15 protein-coding genes are annotated in these 14209 nt (G+C 58.0%); 3 read left to right on the forward strand and 12 right to left on the reverse strand.

The annotated features are described in order from the left end of the window. Positions 1-23 precede the first annotated feature (23 nt). The 5 genes from phaC to prmB all read right to left on the reverse strand — a co-directional run bounded on the left by phaC (position 24) and on the right by prmB (position 5392). Entirely contained in the window at positions 24-1901 is a 1878-nt protein-coding gene (gene phaC, locus H7850_RS06585; protein WP_227368730.1) for a class I poly(R)-hydroxyalkanoic acid synthase, read from the reverse strand. A 136-nt stretch (positions 1902-2037) separates the two neighbouring features. After that, the gene (locus H7850_RS06590; protein ID WP_227368731.1) at positions 2038-2511 is read right to left on the reverse strand and encodes a phasin family protein; all 474 of its coding nucleotides are present in this window, start codon (positions 2509-2511) and stop codon (positions 2038-2040) included. Positions 2512-2667: 156 nt separating this feature from the next. Beyond that, positions 2668-3093, reverse strand: coding sequence for a hypothetical protein (locus H7850_RS06595; protein ID WP_227368732.1), 426 nt, complete (start codon positions 3091-3093; stop codon positions 2668-2670). Positions 3094-3177: 84 nt separating this feature from the next. Further along, on the reverse strand, positions 3178-4263 hold the full coding sequence (gene aroC / locus H7850_RS06600) for a chorismate synthase (protein ID WP_227368733.1): 1086 nt from the start codon (positions 4261-4263) through the stop codon (positions 3178-3180). A gap of 178 nt (positions 4264-4441) precedes the next feature. Further along, positions 4442-5392 carry a 50S ribosomal protein L3 N(5)-glutamine methyltransferase gene (gene prmB, locus H7850_RS06605; RefSeq protein ID WP_227368734.1) on the reverse strand — a complete coding sequence of 317 codons (951 nt, stop codon included), beginning with the start codon at positions 5390-5392 and terminating at the stop codon, positions 4442-4444. 128 nt (positions 5393-5520) lie between these two features. On the opposite strand from prmB, the gene H7850_RS06610 reads away from it, so the two are divergent. Both H7850_RS06610 and H7850_RS06615 read left to right on the forward strand, forming a co-directional pair. Continuing rightward, positions 5521-6108 carry a Smr/MutS family protein gene (locus H7850_RS06610; RefSeq protein ID WP_227368735.1) on the forward strand — a complete coding sequence of 196 codons (588 nt, stop codon included), beginning with the start codon at positions 5521-5523 and terminating at the stop codon, positions 6106-6108. A gap of 263 nt (positions 6109-6371) precedes the next feature. After that, positions 6372-6737, forward strand: coding sequence for a hypothetical protein (locus H7850_RS06615; protein WP_227368736.1), 366 nt, complete (start codon positions 6372-6374; stop codon positions 6735-6737). An 83-nt stretch (positions 6738-6820) separates the two neighbouring features. On the opposite strand, the gene H7850_RS06620 is transcribed toward H7850_RS06615, so the two are convergent. Genes H7850_RS06620 through H7850_RS06630 form a run of 3 tightly spaced genes read right to left on the reverse strand, consistent with a single transcriptional unit; the run spans position 6821 to position 9529 of the window. Continuing rightward, positions 6821-7849, reverse strand: a complete 1029-nt coding sequence (locus H7850_RS06620; RefSeq protein ID WP_227368737.1) for a patatin-like phospholipase family protein — start codon at positions 7847-7849, stop codon at positions 6821-6823. Positions 7850-7862: 13 nt separating this feature from the next. Beyond that, positions 7863-8732 carry an alpha/beta fold hydrolase gene (locus H7850_RS06625; RefSeq protein ID WP_227368738.1) on the reverse strand — a complete coding sequence of 290 codons (870 nt, stop codon included), beginning with the start codon at positions 8730-8732 and terminating at the stop codon, positions 7863-7865. Then, complete coding sequence (locus H7850_RS06630) at positions 8729-9529, reverse strand: alpha/beta fold hydrolase (RefSeq protein WP_227368739.1); 801 nt, start codon at positions 9527-9529, stop codon at positions 8729-8731. Before H7850_RS06630 ends, H7850_RS06625 begins: the two co-directional genes overlap by 4 nt. Before the next feature lie 268 nt (positions 9530-9797). Between H7850_RS06630 and H7850_RS06635 the strand changes: the two genes are divergently transcribed. Continuing rightward, entirely contained in the window at positions 9798-10745 is a 948-nt protein-coding gene (locus H7850_RS06635) for an AEC family transporter (RefSeq protein ID WP_227368740.1), read from the forward strand. 4 nt (positions 10746-10749) lie between these two features. Here the strand turns inward: H7850_RS06635 and H7850_RS06640 are convergent, their stop codons facing one another. The 4 genes from H7850_RS06640 to H7850_RS06655 all read right to left on the reverse strand — a co-directional run bounded on the left by H7850_RS06640 (position 10750) and on the right by H7850_RS06655 (position 14192). Further along, positions 10750-11058: an antibiotic biosynthesis monooxygenase family protein gene (locus tag H7850_RS06640; protein WP_227368741.1), complete on the reverse strand. Its 309-nt coding sequence runs from the start codon at positions 11056-11058 to the stop codon at positions 10750-10752. A gap of 18 nt (positions 11059-11076) precedes the next feature. After that, positions 11077-11553, reverse strand: coding sequence for a phosphohistidine phosphatase SixA (gene sixA, locus H7850_RS06645; RefSeq protein ID WP_227368742.1), 477 nt, complete (start codon positions 11551-11553; stop codon positions 11077-11079). After that, positions 11550-12668: an NAD(P)H-dependent glycerol-3-phosphate dehydrogenase gene (locus H7850_RS06650; RefSeq protein WP_227368743.1), complete on the reverse strand. Its 1119-nt coding sequence runs from the start codon at positions 12666-12668 to the stop codon at positions 11550-11552. Before H7850_RS06650 ends, sixA begins: the two co-directional genes overlap by 4 nt. An 81-nt stretch (positions 12669-12749) precedes the next feature. After that, a complete protein-coding gene (locus H7850_RS06655) occupies positions 12750-14192 on the reverse strand; it encodes an NAD(P)(+) transhydrogenase (Re/Si-specific) subunit beta (protein WP_227368744.1) in 1443 nt (480 codons plus the stop codon). Positions 14193-14209: the final 17 nt, after the last annotated feature.

The raw sequence follows: 14209 nt of genomic DNA on the forward strand, positions 1-14209 counted from the left end.
GATACCCAGGGTTGCCCCCCGGTTCAATCGACCTCTTTTGCTCGAGAGTCGGCCTCTTCTCCATCATCTTCAGGTTGACCGATCACCTCATGGATAGTCTGGCGCACATAGCGACCCGGGGCGGGTTCGATGATGTCCAGATTCCCCTCGCCGGGCTTGCGAGCCGGCACCTGCTTGCTGGCATCCGCGTAACCGTTGTCGGTGATCCACTTCTGCCAGTGTGGCCACCAGGAGCCTTCGTTGAAGGTCGCCCCTTCCAGCCACTTGTCTGGACTGTCGGGCAGCTCATCGTTCGTCCAGTAACCGTATTTGTTCTTGGCCGGCGGATTGACGATACCCGCAATATGGCCTGACCCGCCGAGCACGAAGGTCACCGGCCCCTTGGGCAACTGAGTGCCGTAATAGGTCGAATTCCACTTGGCGATATGATCTTCTTTCGCCGAGATGAAATAGCTGGGTGTGGATATCTTACGCAAATCGATCTTGACCCCGTCAAGCTCGATACCGCCGGGCTTCGCCAAACGATTCTCTACATACATGTTGCGCAAGTACCAGCCATGAGTGCCTGCCGGGAGGTTAATGCCATCGGTATTCCAGTAAAGCAGGTCGAAGACCGCTGGCGCTTCACCCTTGAGGTAGTTATTGACGTAGAACGACCAGAATAGATCCCTCTCTTTCAACAGATTGAAGGAGAAGGACATGATTCGGCCATCCAGGTAACCATCGGTCTCAAGCTGGCGCTCGATCCCTTCCAGCGCCTTGCCGCTGAAGAAGACACCTATATCCCCAGGGTCCCGGAAGTCGTGCAGGGTCGCCATGTAGCTGACCGAGCGCACCTTGCGTGCACGTCGAGTGCTGGTTAGATACGCGATCGCCGAGGCCGTCAGCGTACCGCCGATACAATAGCTGAGTATATTGACGGATTTTTCGCCGCAGGCCTCCTCGATGGCATCCATGGCCTGGATCAGTCCCATCTGCATGTAATCTGCCCAGGTAATATCTCGCTGCTCAACGCCAGGATTGCGCCAGGAAATCAGAAAGACGGTATGCCCTTGTTCGGTCAGCCACTTCACCATCGAGTTGTCCTGACGCAAATCGAGGATGTAGTACTTGTTGATCCAAGGCGGAACGACCAGCAGCGGTGTCTTGAAGGTCTTTTCAGTCGTAGGGTAGTACTGAATCAACTGGATCAGTTCGTTTTCATAGACCACTTCTCCCGGCGTTACCGCGACGTTCTCGCCGATGTGAAAAGCTTCACGGTCGGTCATCGTCACGTTCAAACCCTCTGCGGAGTTGGCCAGATCCTCTCGCAGACGCTTCAGACCATCCACCAGGTTCTGACCCTTGGTCTCCAGGGTGAGGCGCATCACTTCCGGGTTGGTAGCAATGAAGTTGGTGGGTGCCATGGCGCTCATGTACTGGCGTACATAGAACTCAAGGCTCAACTTTTGCTTCTCGGTGAGACTGTCGATACCCTCAACCAGCTCATTCATCATGCGGGATGAAAGCAGGTATTGCTGCATGATGTAGCGGTAGAAAGGTTCGGTGTGCCAGGCGTCATCACGAAAGCGCCGGTCGGAGCGTTCCGGCTCGATGACCGCCTCTCCCGAATCGCCACCCCCGTAAAAAGCTTGCACGGTCTGCTGCCAGAGGCGCATCTGATCCTGCATCAGACGCATCTGGGCGCTATAAAGTAACTGGGGGTTGCCTGCCAGCGCCTGGGCGCCTCGATTGAGGCTTTCCTTCATATCCTCGAGCATCAATCCACTAGCTTCACTGGGCAGTATTCGCGCCAGCATCGCCTGGGTCAGTGCTTGATACTCATGACTGATCGAACCAAGCTTTTCAGCCCAATGCTCGTCAATGAACGATCCTAGTTCGAATTGGGAATCTGGCTGCATATACCCTCCCATGCTCCTGGCGCGTTTTTATTGAATATGATCCAACATACCCAAGCGCAGGCTTCGCCAATACAAAGCCTGCGCCGTATGACCAAACTATATTGGTAAAAGGCCGGCAGCGCCGGCCTTAATTTGATCAGCTATTCTTAGTATTGCGCGTGCTGGTTGATTTTGATGAGTCTGCAGAACTTTTTGCCGAATCAGCGGCCGACTTGGCAGCATTCTGGGTATCATGCATCGCCTGGTTGGTACGGCTCATTGCCTGATCGCCTGCCTCGGAGAAGGCTTGCTGCAGATCTTCCCGGAACTGGGAGCTCAGCTCGGACATGGTCCGGGCATCTTCCATCATCTGCTGGGAAAGCTCATTCATCAGCTCTGACTGGCGATTCGAGAAGTCGCGCATGTCGTCAGCGTCCTTGACCTCGGAGGCCGCGCGCATACGCTCGGTTCCCATCTGGCTGTAACGCTTCATGGAGTCCAGCTGGAACTGGGTCATTTTTTCCATGTTATCTAGCATCACACCGCTGAGCTTGCGCATCGGCTCGAAGAAGCCGCGAGTCTGCTCGGTCAAGGCGTTATACATTTGCTCTTGCTGGTCGTTACGTGCCATGTCGAATCCCTCCTGATAGAAAACACATCACCATTCTGGCGCGTCGTTTGCTGCACTGCACAAAGCGTAGACACCATTATGCCAGGTTGCAACAGGCTCTCGCTTATATATCAACCGAATTTTCCTACGATTCATCGATTCAGCAGCCTTGGCACCTCAACTCTGAGTCTTGCGGGCCTTGCTGCGGGAAGAGCTGGCCGAACCCGTGCGAGAGGAAGAAGCACTGCCACTGTTCTTCTTGGTGGCCTCATTATTCTCCTTTTTCTCTTTTTCCGCTGACGACGAAGAGGCCATGGCATTACTTCCAGCCTGACGAAACATATCCATCATCATCTGCTGGTAGTTACCAAAGTTAGCCATGCCTTGGCTCAACCCTTGGCTCAATCCCTGATTCACGTTCTGGCCCAGTCCGGCCTGCATGAAAGGCTGCATCAAGCTCCAAGGGTCGTAGCCTTCGACACCGGCCTCCATCTGCTTCTGGATACGATCCATCATGTTGCGCTGAAATGCCTCGACGTCCGGAAGCCCGAGAGACTCCCGGAACTCCGCCGGGGTGAGATCGAATTCGACATTTATCTTCATGAAATGACTCGCTTGCTGAACACTCGTTTCAGTGTAGCAGCAATGCGGCAAGGAGCACGCAAGCGTAGGGTGAGACAAGAACCATCAGCGTAAATGGGGCGTATCGACCTGCACGGAGGGATTCTGGGCCCGCTGACGCAGCAGATGATCCATCAGCGTCAGCGCCATCATTGCCTCCGCAATCGGGGTGGCACGGATACCGACACAGGGATCATGCCGCCCCTTGGTGATGACCTCGATGGCATTGCCTTGAACATCGATGGCGCGACCGGGCTGGGTAATACTCGAAGTGGGCTTGAGAGCCAGATGCGCAATCACCGGTTGCCCGGAACTGATTCCGCCCAACACCCCGCCGGCATGATTGGAAAGAAAGCCTTCCGGAGTCATCTCGTCGCGATGTTCGCTGCCCCGCTGGGAAACCGTCGCGAAGCCGTCACCGATCTCCACGCCCTTGACCGCGTTGATGCTCATCAGCCCGTGAGCGAGTTCTGCATCGAGCCGGTCAAAAACAGGTTCTCCCAATCCCACCGGCACGCCATCGGCGATCACGGTGATACGGGCGCCTACGGAGTCCTGATCCCGCCGCAGCTGATCCATGAAGGCCTCGAGTTCCGCCACCTTGTCCGGATCGGGACAGAAGAAAGCGTTATCGTTGACGCCTTCCCAGGACTTGAACTCGATGGGGATGGTGCCGAGCTGACTCATGTAGCCGCGCACGGTAATGCCGTGGCTTGCCAGATATTTCTTGGCAATGGCACCGGCGGCGACCCGCATGGCGGTTTCCCGGGCGCTGGAGCGCCCACCGCCGCGATAATCGCGAATGCCATACTTGTGGTGGTAGGTATAATCCGCGTGGGCCGGCCGAAACTGATCCTTGATGTTCGAATAATCCTTTGAACGCTGATCCGTATTCTCGATGGTGAGTCCGATCGGCGTACCGGTAGTCACACCCTCGAATACCCCGGATAGAATGCGCACCTGATCCGGCTCCCGACGCTGGGTGGTATGCCGCGAGGTTCCCGGACGACGGCGATCCAGATCACGCTGCAGGTCATCTTCGCTCAGCGGCAACCCTGGTGGGCAACCATCGACGATAGCCGCGAGCCCCGGGCCGTGGCTTTCGCCGCAGGTAGTAACGGTGAATAGCTTACCGAAGGTGTTGCCGGACATGCTGCGTTCCTCAGAGGATGTTTACAAACTACTGCGCTCGACCATACAGCGTTAAAATCAGTTTCAAAATGCTCATTTACACCACGTAAACTCCGCTTTTTCAGCTGATTTTGTCTTGTCTGATCGTCGCTCCTGACTTTTGTAAACACCCTTTCGGAGGGGGTTTACAAAACAGGGCTCAAATAAAATGATGGTCGTACTCATCGAGTTCGCCCGCGGTCAATGCAAACACGCCGTGTCCGCCGCGCTCGAATTCGAGCCACAAAAACGGCACCTCGGGAAAGGCAGCTTCGAGTTCTCGATCCGAATTACCCACCTCGACGATCAATACGCCGTCGTTCTGGAGGTGAGCCCGCGCTTCTCGTAACAAACGCCGCACCACATCAAGGCCATCCTTGCCCGAGCCCAGCGCCAGCGGCGGCTCATGGCCAAATTCCGCGGGCATGGTGGCCAGATCCCGCGCATTGACGTAGGGCGGGTTGGCGACGATCAGATCGTAGCGCTGGCCCGCCACTCCCTCGAACAAATCGGAAAGCACTGCCCGCACCCGCAAACCCACGTCATATAAGGTGATATTGGCCTTGGCCACTTCCAGCGCCTCGGCGCTTATATCGACGAGATCGACCTCGGCAGTAGGTAGATACAGCGCCGTGGCAATACCGATACAGCCGGAGCCTGCACCTACGTCCAGCACCCGGTCCGGTGGCTGCTCGGGAAACCAGGCGGCAAAACCATGCTCGATCAGCTCGGCGATCGGTGAACGTGGAATCAATACCCGGTCGTCAACCTGAAAAGGATAGCCGGCAAAAAAGGCTTCGCCGAGTAGATAGGCCAGGGGGCGGCGGGTCTCGATACGCTGGCGCACCAGTTCAACGAGCCGTTTGCGCTCGGGTTCCAGCAGCCTGGCGTCGAGTACCGAAGGGTCCACGTCCCAGGGGAGATGCAGGCCGCCCAGCACCAAGGCGACCGCCTCATCCCAGGCACTGGCGGTACCATGACCGAAGTGAAGGCGACTTATATGAAACTCACTGGTCGCCCAGCGCAGATAATCTCGCAGGGTGATGAGCTCACCTGCAAGCTTTCCATCATCCAGCGTTAGCGTCGAAACGGCGGTGGAACGTGGGTTCACGCAGCATCCTGTCGTCGGGTTGTGTGAATAGGAGATCAAGGATTGTACCTGTCGAGCACAGCGGTTCACAGCCAGATGCAAGTCGCTATACTGAAGCGCCATACATCCATATCAGCAAGGGCCCGATCATGAGCCGATACCGCCGCGATACTCCAGACGACGAAGAAGTCACCTTGTTTCGTCAGGCACTGGAAGATGCCGGCGTACGCAAGCTCATCTCCGATCGCGCCGACCCAGGCAAGCGCCGACAGGACAAGGCATCACTTGATGAACGCAAAAATGCTGCCACTGCCGCGGTGACTGCCGCGCTGAACAGCCGCACCAGTGATGGACGAGTCGAACCGGTGCGCCCCAGCGCGCAACTCAACTTTGCGATACCGGACTTGCCATATCGAACCCAGAGTGCCTTGAAACGCGGCCAGATCCCTTGGGAGGCAGGACTCGACCTGCATGGCTACAATCTGGACGAGGCGCGTCATGAGCTGGAAAGCTTCCTGGACGAGGCGCGTAGCAGGCGCATGCGTTGCGTGCTGGTGGTACACGGCAAGTCGCGCACCAACGCCGGCAATCTGCTTAACGACTACCCGGTCATCAAGAGTCACGTCAATGCCTGGCTACGGGAGTGGCCCACGGTGCTGGCCTTCTGCTCCTCCCGGGAGCTGGATGGCGGTACCGGCGCGGTTTATGTGCTGTTGCGTCGCCGGGGCGAAGTGTAGCCCTCCACACGCTCTCGACGCTGTTTGAATGCTTCCTAAAATGCCATCAGGCGCTGGCAATCCCCACAAACCTGACATATCATCGTGTTACTGGGTGTAAACGTGCACTGTGTGATTATCGAACCACCTCCGTGTGAAGTGAATGCCAAGACTTGCTTGAACCACAAGAAACCGTTGCTGGGGCGTGGCCTGCAGATATGTCCGCTTCGACTTGACTCGAATAATTTTTTTAACCAACCACAGTTCATAATATGAATATTCTAATGCGCACTCCGGCTACGACTCGCTCTTTTATAAAATCCATCGTAGCCATGCTTGTTCTTCTAGGTATGTTCACTGCCACTTCAGCGCAAGCCTTCGAGGATAATGAAAAAAAGCACTTTGCAGCCTCGACGGCGATCTCCACGATCTTTACCGCCGTCACGAACAGGCCCTGGATCAGTTTTGGAGGATGTTTGGCAGTTGGCACGGCAAAAGAGCTTTATGATGACAGCCAGGCTAACAACCACTTTGACTGGCAGGATATGAAGTACAACGCCCTGGGATGCGCTGTCGGCATCCCGATCGGCAAGGGTGCTCGGTGGTTGTTCACCGATGGCCGTTCGTTCGGATTCCGTGCAAGATTTTAATTAGGATCGACGGCATGTGCGGCTATTTCTACGCCGCGCATCTTCCAGATGATCCTGTTGAATGCCCCCGATGAATGAGCCTGTCAATTAGCAGGTTTTCCCGTGGCCGGCTCACTCACCATTTCCTGACCATCCTCTCCACGAACCCCGCCCTTGCCTTCGTAGCGATCGAGCGCTTGTATCGCCAGATGGCGTCCTAGACGAATCAGGGCGTCGGCGCGATGAAACTCATAGGCTCCGCATACCGTCTTGGGAATCTCGACAAGGATATCCGGCGGATAGCCGGCAATTTTGTATTTGGCCAGCGCCCCCTGGGTAATCTCGAAGGAGGCCAGCATGATGTCGAGCTTGCTCCAGGCACGCTCCGCGGCGCGCTTGTGCTTGTTCGATGCATCTTTCGTGGGGCCTTCATCCTCATCCTGGGGGCCATTGAACATGCGCTGAGCGCGCTCACGCACCCATTTTGAAAAGCCCTTGCCCTGGGCTTCGAGCTCCGCCTCACGAGCTTGCTCCTGGGCCGCTTCATCCTTCGGCAACAACTCTTCGAGAGACACCGGTTGATGCGACTGAGCCGTGGCGTTGACCGCCAACACCAGGTCGGTACGCGCGGATACCGTAGGAATGATCGGCAGCGGATTCATCAGTCCCCCATCCACCAGTATCTGATCATTAAGCCTTACCGGCGTGATGATGCCGGGTACGGCAATCGAGGCGCGAATCGCCTGCAAAAGAGGCCCGCTCTGAAACCACACCTCCCGCTGACGATCGAGATCCGTGGCCACGGTAGTCAGCGGAATGGGGAGATCCTCGATCAGCACGTCGCCGATCAGGCCTTCGAGCCTGTCCATTACCTTGTCGGCGCGCATCGCCCCAAGAGGACTCCAGGTGACGTCGATCAATTTAAGCACATCGAAATAGGCCAGCTCACTGACCCATTTGCGATAGCCTTCCATCTGACCTGCTGCAAAGACACCCCCGACCAAGGCGCCCATCGAACAGCCGGAGATGGCGACGATTTCATAGCCTCGGGATACCACTTCATCGATGACGCCAATGTGGGCGTACCCTCTTGCTCCACCGCTGCCCAGCACCAGGGCGATACGCTTGTTCACGTCAACCTCCCTTTCACCCGCTACCACGAATCTCGGCAACGATCGTCTCGCTGACTGCCGCTACGGCATCCGGCTCCAGATGCAGATGATGACCACCGGCCAATACCCGCCGCTCGAGCGGACCAACCGCATCCCGGGCTTGCCTTGCCCGGTCGTGCTCTCCCAGGATACCGCTGCTCCCTTCGATCAATAGCATCGGTGTCTCGATGGCATTCAGAATCGCCTGCACCTGCTCCGGGCAAAAACGTACCATCGAAGGCCGTAGCAGACGTCCATCGGTACGCAGACGGTAGCCGCCCTCGCCATCATCCTCGAGATTGCGCCGCACCAGGGGCTCGGCGGTAACCGCATCCACGGCGGTCACGCCGCCATTGACCCGGGCCGCGATGGCGCTCTCGACATCGGCATAATGCGGCGCCCGGGAGCTGCGCCGTCGATGGCCTTGCAACCCCTTGCGCAACTGCTCGGCGGTCTTCTCCGCCGGCGTACTCAAGGTGCCGAGCCCATCGATCAGGATCAAACGCTCGACCCGTTCCGGCAGTGCGGCCGCTACTAGACAGGCGACCCCCGCACCCATCGAATGACCGAGTAACGGCGCGCGTTCAAGCTCGAGAGATTTCAAAGTATCCAGCACATCATGGGTGTAGTCCCAGATAGCATAGTCGGCCCCGGATGGATGACGCTGGGATTTGCCATGGCCGCTGAAGTCGATGGCAACGACACGTATGTTCAGACGCTCCACAAGCCGGGGGGCCAGCCGTGAAAAACTCGCCGCGTTGTCCAGCCAGCCATGCAGCGCCAGCCAGGTTGGCGATCCTTCATGGCCCCAACTCAAACCGGCCAGTCGCCCATCGGCCAGAGATATTTCAGTTGCTGCAGTCATGAGCGGCGGTTCTCCAGCAGGGAATCGATGGTTGTCATCAAGGTGGCGCGTGCCTCATCCGGGTGCTCCATGGGAAACATGTGGCTACCTGGGGTGGTGACGATGGGCACGCCATGGCGCTTCAGGCGACGTCGGCGCGCTGACGTCAACAGGTCAGAACGCTCGCCTGCGATCAGCGCCAGCGGCATGTTCACGCGCTGGGTCAGCCCCTGCAGATGATCCGGCAGACTGCGAAAAATATCGACCTCCACCCCAGGGTCGAACAACAGCTCGACGCTGCCGTCGTTACGGGCTCGGGTTCCACCCTCGATATAATCCTGTAGCGCCGCTTCGGTAAAGGGTTTGAACAATCTCCGCTGACGCAGATAGTGACCCATGGCCTCCCGATTGGGCCACTCTTGACGCCGCCCCTTGCTACGGCCCGCAGGGGTGACCCGATCCACCATTTTGAAGCGTTTGGCAGCACGCAGTGCCAAAGCATCCAGCCCCACCATCAGCGGTGAATCCAGCATCACCACGCACCGCAGTGCTTGCGGTACCATGTCGGCAGCCATCAACATCAGCACGCCGCCCATGGAATGACCGACCCCGATGACAGGCGCATCGAAAGCACGCAGATGCATCACAAGCTCGTCGCGCAGGGCCGCCCAGTTGTCGCTCACAGGATGGGCCGGATCATGGCCCAAGCGATCCAGCGGATGAAGATCGAAGCGGGAACCGAGCGGGGCTAGAAAGCTTTTGTAGCTAGCGCCGGTGAAACCGTTGGCATGGGCAAAAAGCAATCGGGGTAATGGCATCGAACCCTGTGTTTCCTATGATAAATGATGCGATTGTGACAAGCGCAAGGCTCTGCTAGGCGTAATCACCCTGGCGGTTTACCATAATACATCGACCCTCAGAATCATACAGTCGTTTAAATTCCGACTTTTTATCATCGACAAGGAAGCCGCTGTGTCACGTTCCCGTCCTCCCCGCAACACTGGTCTACGTAACTCGCTGTTTTTCGCCACGGTGATCGCCGCAGTCATCGTCGGCCTCTGGCTGGCCCGCTAGGCCGTATCGCCCATGAATTTCATTGCCATCTTTCTACAGACCCTGGAAATCACCCTGCCGGTATTTGCCATGGTCTTCATCGGCATCGGGCTCAAGCGAATCGGCTGGATCGATAGCGCCTTCATCACCACCGCATCGATGCTGGTGTTCAAGGCGACACTGCCGGTACTGATCTTCCTCAGCATCATTCGAGCCGATCTCGAGGCCACCCTCGATCCCGCACTGATGATCTTCTTTGCCTTGGCGACTGTCGTGATGTTCCTGTTCAGCTGGCTATGGGCCGGCTGGCGAGTACCCAAGGACGATCGCGGCATTTATGTGCAAGGCGCCTTTCGCGGCAATTGTGGCGTGGTGGGACTTGCACTGGCCGCGGGCATGTATGGCGATTACGGGCTCTCCGCCGGCAGCCTGCTGCTGGGGGTGGTCATTTTGACCTATAACGCCTTGTCGGTGATCGTGTTGACGGCCTACCAGCCTGGACGCCGAGCGGATTGGCAGGGCATGGGCAAGCATATTGCGCGCAACCCGCTGATTCTGTCCGTTCTGATTGCCATTCCCTTCGCCTGGGCCGGTATCGAGTTGCCTGACTGGCTGATGACCAGCGGTGACTATTTCGCCTCCCTGACCCTGCCCCTGGCATTGATCTGCATCGGCGGCACCCTCTCGATAAGCTCTCTGCGGGAAGACCGTGGGACTGCGTTGGGAGCGAGTCTGATGAAGATGATTACGCTGCCCATACTCGCAACCGTTGCTGCCTGGCTGGCAGGGTTTTCCGGCCCACGTCTGGGGCTTCTGTTCGTATTTTTTGCAAGCCCCACTGCTGCTGCCAGCTTCGTCATGGTCAAGGCCATGGGCGGCAACGCCAAGCTGGCGGCCAACATCATTGCCATTACCACCTTGCTTGCCAGCGTGACGATTACCGGCGGCGTCTTTCTGCTACGTCTTGGTGAGGTTATCTAGCGACTCAATGGCCGGCGCGGATGACGATCTCGAACTGCTCGATGCCGCCGCCTTCCCGAGTCGCTTCCGCAGGGAGAGGGTTCGCGTGGGCTTTCTTGAAGTCGTCACTATTGACCCAGCCGCGAAACGCCTCCTGGCTCTCCCATTCGGTTTCCACCACGTAGGGCGCCTGGCTGCCCTGGGGGCGCAGCACACGCATGGCGACGAAGCCTGGCTGCTTGTCGATCTCGCCGGCCCGGGCCTTGAAACGGGCTTCGAACTCTTCTTCGAAGCCCGGATTGACGAAAATACGATTGTTGACGACGAAAACCATGCGTGACTCCTGAAAATATTAGATGTCGGCAGGAGAGCGAAAATCGAGCAGCTCGGCGCAGCCCGCGGCCCATACCTCGGCCTGTAACGCCGCAATGGCGGCGGTCTGCATTCGTAGACTGCTGCGCAGATCGCCTTCTACCAAGCGCCCGCTCAACCTTCCTACCAAGGGCATATGACTGATCAACAAAAGAGGGCCCTGCTGGGCATCTTCCTGCAACCATTCGATGACGGGTTGCACCGGATCATCCGGGGTAATCATGGCGAGACTCTCCACCTGAGTGCCCAGCTGCTCAGCGACGATAGCGGCAGTTTGCTGGGCACGAACATAAGGGCTTGCCAGGATGCGCAACCGGTCTCGAGAAGTATCCAGCGACGCTGCCAGCCACTTCGCCATGCTCGATACCTCATCACGCCCTCGCTGGGTCAGCTCACGCCGTGAATCGGGAGTGCCCTGAGCAGCCTCGCCGTGGCGCATGATCCAGAGTCGCTTCATATGTTTTTGTGCTCCAACCCGCCGCTGTCTTGTCCATCTTCATGGCTACCCGCTGGATAGCGTTGCTGAACGAACTCTCGAGGCAGCGTGAATTCGACATCGCTGCTCTGTTCGTTCTGCATCAGTAGCTGTGCCATCTGCCGCGCGGGAACATTCTTGAACAACACCTGGTAGAGCCCTTCCGCCAGCGGCATGTAGATACCGTCCTGGCGCGCCTTGTGGCATACCAGACTAACGGTATTGACCCCCTCGGCCACCTGACCCAATGCCTCGACCGCCTCATCAAGGGTTCTGCCTTCCCCCAGAGCGTGGCCAACCCGATAGTTGCGGGACAGGTCCGATGAGCAGGTCACGATCAGATCGCCAACGCCGGCCAGCCCAATGAAGGTCAAAGGGTTCGCACCCAGGGCGACGGCGAAACGGCTCATCTCCGCCAGCGCCCGAGTCATCAACATGCTGCGGGTGTTCTCTCCCATGCCCAGCGCCGCCGCCATGCCTGCGGCGATGGCATAAATGTTCTTGAGCGCACCGCCAAGCTCGACCCCATAGCGGTCGTTGCTGGCATAGACGCGAAAGTAGTCGCAGCCCAGGGCGGCCTGAACCTGGGCCCGGGTCAGGGCATCATCGCTTGCCACCACCGTGGCGGTCAGCTGCTTTTGCGCAATCTCCGAGGCCAGATTGGGGCCGGACAGCACGCCGATATGGGTGAACCCGGTCTCTTCCTCGAGAATCTGGCTCATCAGCTTGAAGCCGTCTTCCTGAATCCCCTTGGTGGTACTGACCAGAAACTGCTCTGCCTTTAACCAAGGGCGAGCCTGACGCACTACATCGCGAAAGGCCTTGGAGGGAATGGCTACGAACACCAGCTCAGCGTTTTCAAGTACCGCTTTCAAGTTGGTCGAGGCCCACACAGCGGGATTGATGGCGTAATCCGGCAGATAGCGGGAGTTACGATGTTTCCGGGTGATCTCGGCGGCAAGCTCGGCATCGCGCATCCATTGACGTACTTCGCCGCCATTGTCCGCGGCGATGCTGGCGATGGCGGTGCCGAAGCTGCCGCCTCCGAGTACCGCAACGCGCAAGCCCGAGGCCTTCGCCTGACTGTTTTCCGTCATGCAACACTCCGGTTGAATCAACACTGTTTCGAGTATAACGAAGAACGCCCCTCGTAAGGGGCGTCATCAGACTTGGTATGCTCAATCGAGCAGCGGCAACAGCGAATCGATACTGCTCTTGGCATCGCCATAGAACATGCGCGTGTTGTCCTTGAAGAACAGCGGATTCTCGATGCCGGAATAGCCCGTTCCCTGGCCGCGCTTGCACACAAACGTCTGCTTGGCCTCCCACACTTTCAGTACCGGCATACCGGCGATGGGGCTGTTGGGATCTTCCTGGGCCGCCGGATTGACGATGTCGTTGGAGCCGATGACGATGGCCACATCGGTCTGGGGGAAATCGTCGTTGATTTCGTCCATCTCCAGCACGATATCGTAGGGCACCTTGGCTTCCGCCAGCAGCACGTTCATGTGGCCAGGCATGCGTCCTGCCACCGGATGGATGGCAAAGCGCACGTCCTTGCCGGCAGCACGCAGCTTGCGTACCAGCTCGCTGACGGCATTCTGTGCCTGAGCCACCGCCATGCCGTAGCCGGGGATGATGACCACACTATCCGCATCATTGAGGGCATTGGCCACACCATTGGCATCGATGGACACCTGCTCGCCTTCGATCTCCACCGCCGGGCCCGAGGTGCCGCCAAAGCCACCCAGAATCACATTGACGAACTTGCGATTCATCGCCCTGCACATGATGTAGGACAGAATCGCACCGCTGGAGCCCACCAGCGCACCGGTCACGATCAATAGATCGTTGGACAGTGTGAAACCGATGGCCGCCGCCGCCCAACCGGAGTAGCTGTTGAGCATCGACACCACCACCGGCATGTCGGCGCCGCCGATGCCCATGATCAGATGCCAGCCGATGAACAGCGCCAGCGCCGCCAGCAGCAGCAGCGTCCAGAAGCCACCGCCATTGAGATACACGATGGCCAGCAGCAAGCACAGGATCGCCGCACCGGCATTGAGCATGTGGCCACCGGGGAACTGCGTGGGCTTGCCGTCGATCTTGCCGGAGAGCTTGCCAAAGGCAATGATCGAACCGGTGAAGGTAACCGCACCGATGAACACCCCAAGCACCACCTCGACCTGAAGGAACGTTATTTCCGCAGGCGTCTTGGTAGCGACCAGAGCGGCAAATGCGGAGAAGTTATCCGCCGCACCCTCGATCATTTGACTCGCCAACACCCGACGACGCTCGAGATCCGCATTGAACCCGACGAACACCGCAGCCAGGCCGACGAAGGAGTGTAGCGCCGCCACCAGTTGTGGCATCTGGGTCATTTCAACCTTTTTGGCCACATAGACACCGATCACTGCGCCGATGATCATCATGGGGATCATCAGCCAGTAGCCGCCAATGCCTGGCCCCAAGATAGTGAAAAAGACCGCAATGGCCATGCCCACGATGCCGTACCAGACGGCCCGCTTGGCCTTTTCCTGATTGCTCAATCCCCCTAAGGAGAGGATGAACAACACACTTGCCGCAATTGCCGCGGCAGAGACGAATTGTTGACCTAGCATTCTTTATTCTCCACCGC

The sequence above is a fragment of the Halomonas sp. M20 genome (genome assembly GCF_020622265.1).
In the GTDB taxonomy this organism is placed as follows: Bacteria; Pseudomonadota; Gammaproteobacteria; order Pseudomonadales; family Halomonadaceae; genus Modicisalibacter.

Coding starts and splice junctions, on each gene's coding strand:
- phaC (WP_227368730.1), bottom strand. CDS start 1,901: ATGCAGCCAGATTCCCAATTCGAACTAGGATCGTTCATTGACGAGCAT.
- H7850_RS06590 (WP_227368731.1), bottom strand. CDS start 2,511: ATGGCACGTAACGACCAGCAAGAGCAAATGTATAACGCCTTGACCGAG.
- H7850_RS06595 (WP_227368732.1), bottom strand. CDS start 3,093: ATGAAGATAAATGTCGAATTCGATCTCACCCCGGCGGAGTTCCGGGAG.
- aroC (WP_227368733.1), bottom strand. CDS start 4,263: ATGTCCGGCAACACCTTCGGTAAGCTATTCACCGTTACTACCTGCGGC.
- H7850_RS06610 (WP_227368735.1), top strand. CDS start 5,521: ATGAGCCGATACCGCCGCGATACTCCAGACGACGAAGAAGTCACCTTG.
- H7850_RS06615 (WP_227368736.1), top strand. CDS start 6,372: ATGCGCACTCCGGCTACGACTCGCTCTTTTATAAAATCCATCGTAGCC.
- H7850_RS06625 (WP_227368738.1), bottom strand. CDS start 8,732: ATGACTGCAGCAACTGAAATATCTCTGGCCGATGGGCGACTGGCCGGT.
- H7850_RS06630 (WP_227368739.1), bottom strand. CDS start 9,529: ATGCCATTACCCCGATTGCTTTTTGCCCATGCCAACGGTTTCACCGGC.
- H7850_RS06635 (WP_227368740.1), top strand. CDS start 9,798: ATGAATTTCATTGCCATCTTTCTACAGACCCTGGAAATCACCCTGCCG.
- H7850_RS06640 (WP_227368741.1), bottom strand. CDS start 11,058: ATGGTTTTCGTCGTCAACAATCGTATTTTCGTCAATCCGGGCTTCGAA.
- sixA (WP_227368742.1), bottom strand. CDS start 11,553: ATGAAGCGACTCTGGATCATGCGCCACGGCGAGGCTGCTCAGGGCACT.
- H7850_RS06650 (WP_227368743.1), bottom strand. CDS start 12,668: ATGACGGAAAACAGTCAGGCGAAGGCCTCGGGCTTGCGCGTTGCGGTA.
- H7850_RS06655 (WP_227368744.1), bottom strand. CDS start 14,192: ATGCTAGGTCAACAATTCGTCTCTGCCGCGGCAATTGCGGCAAGTGTG.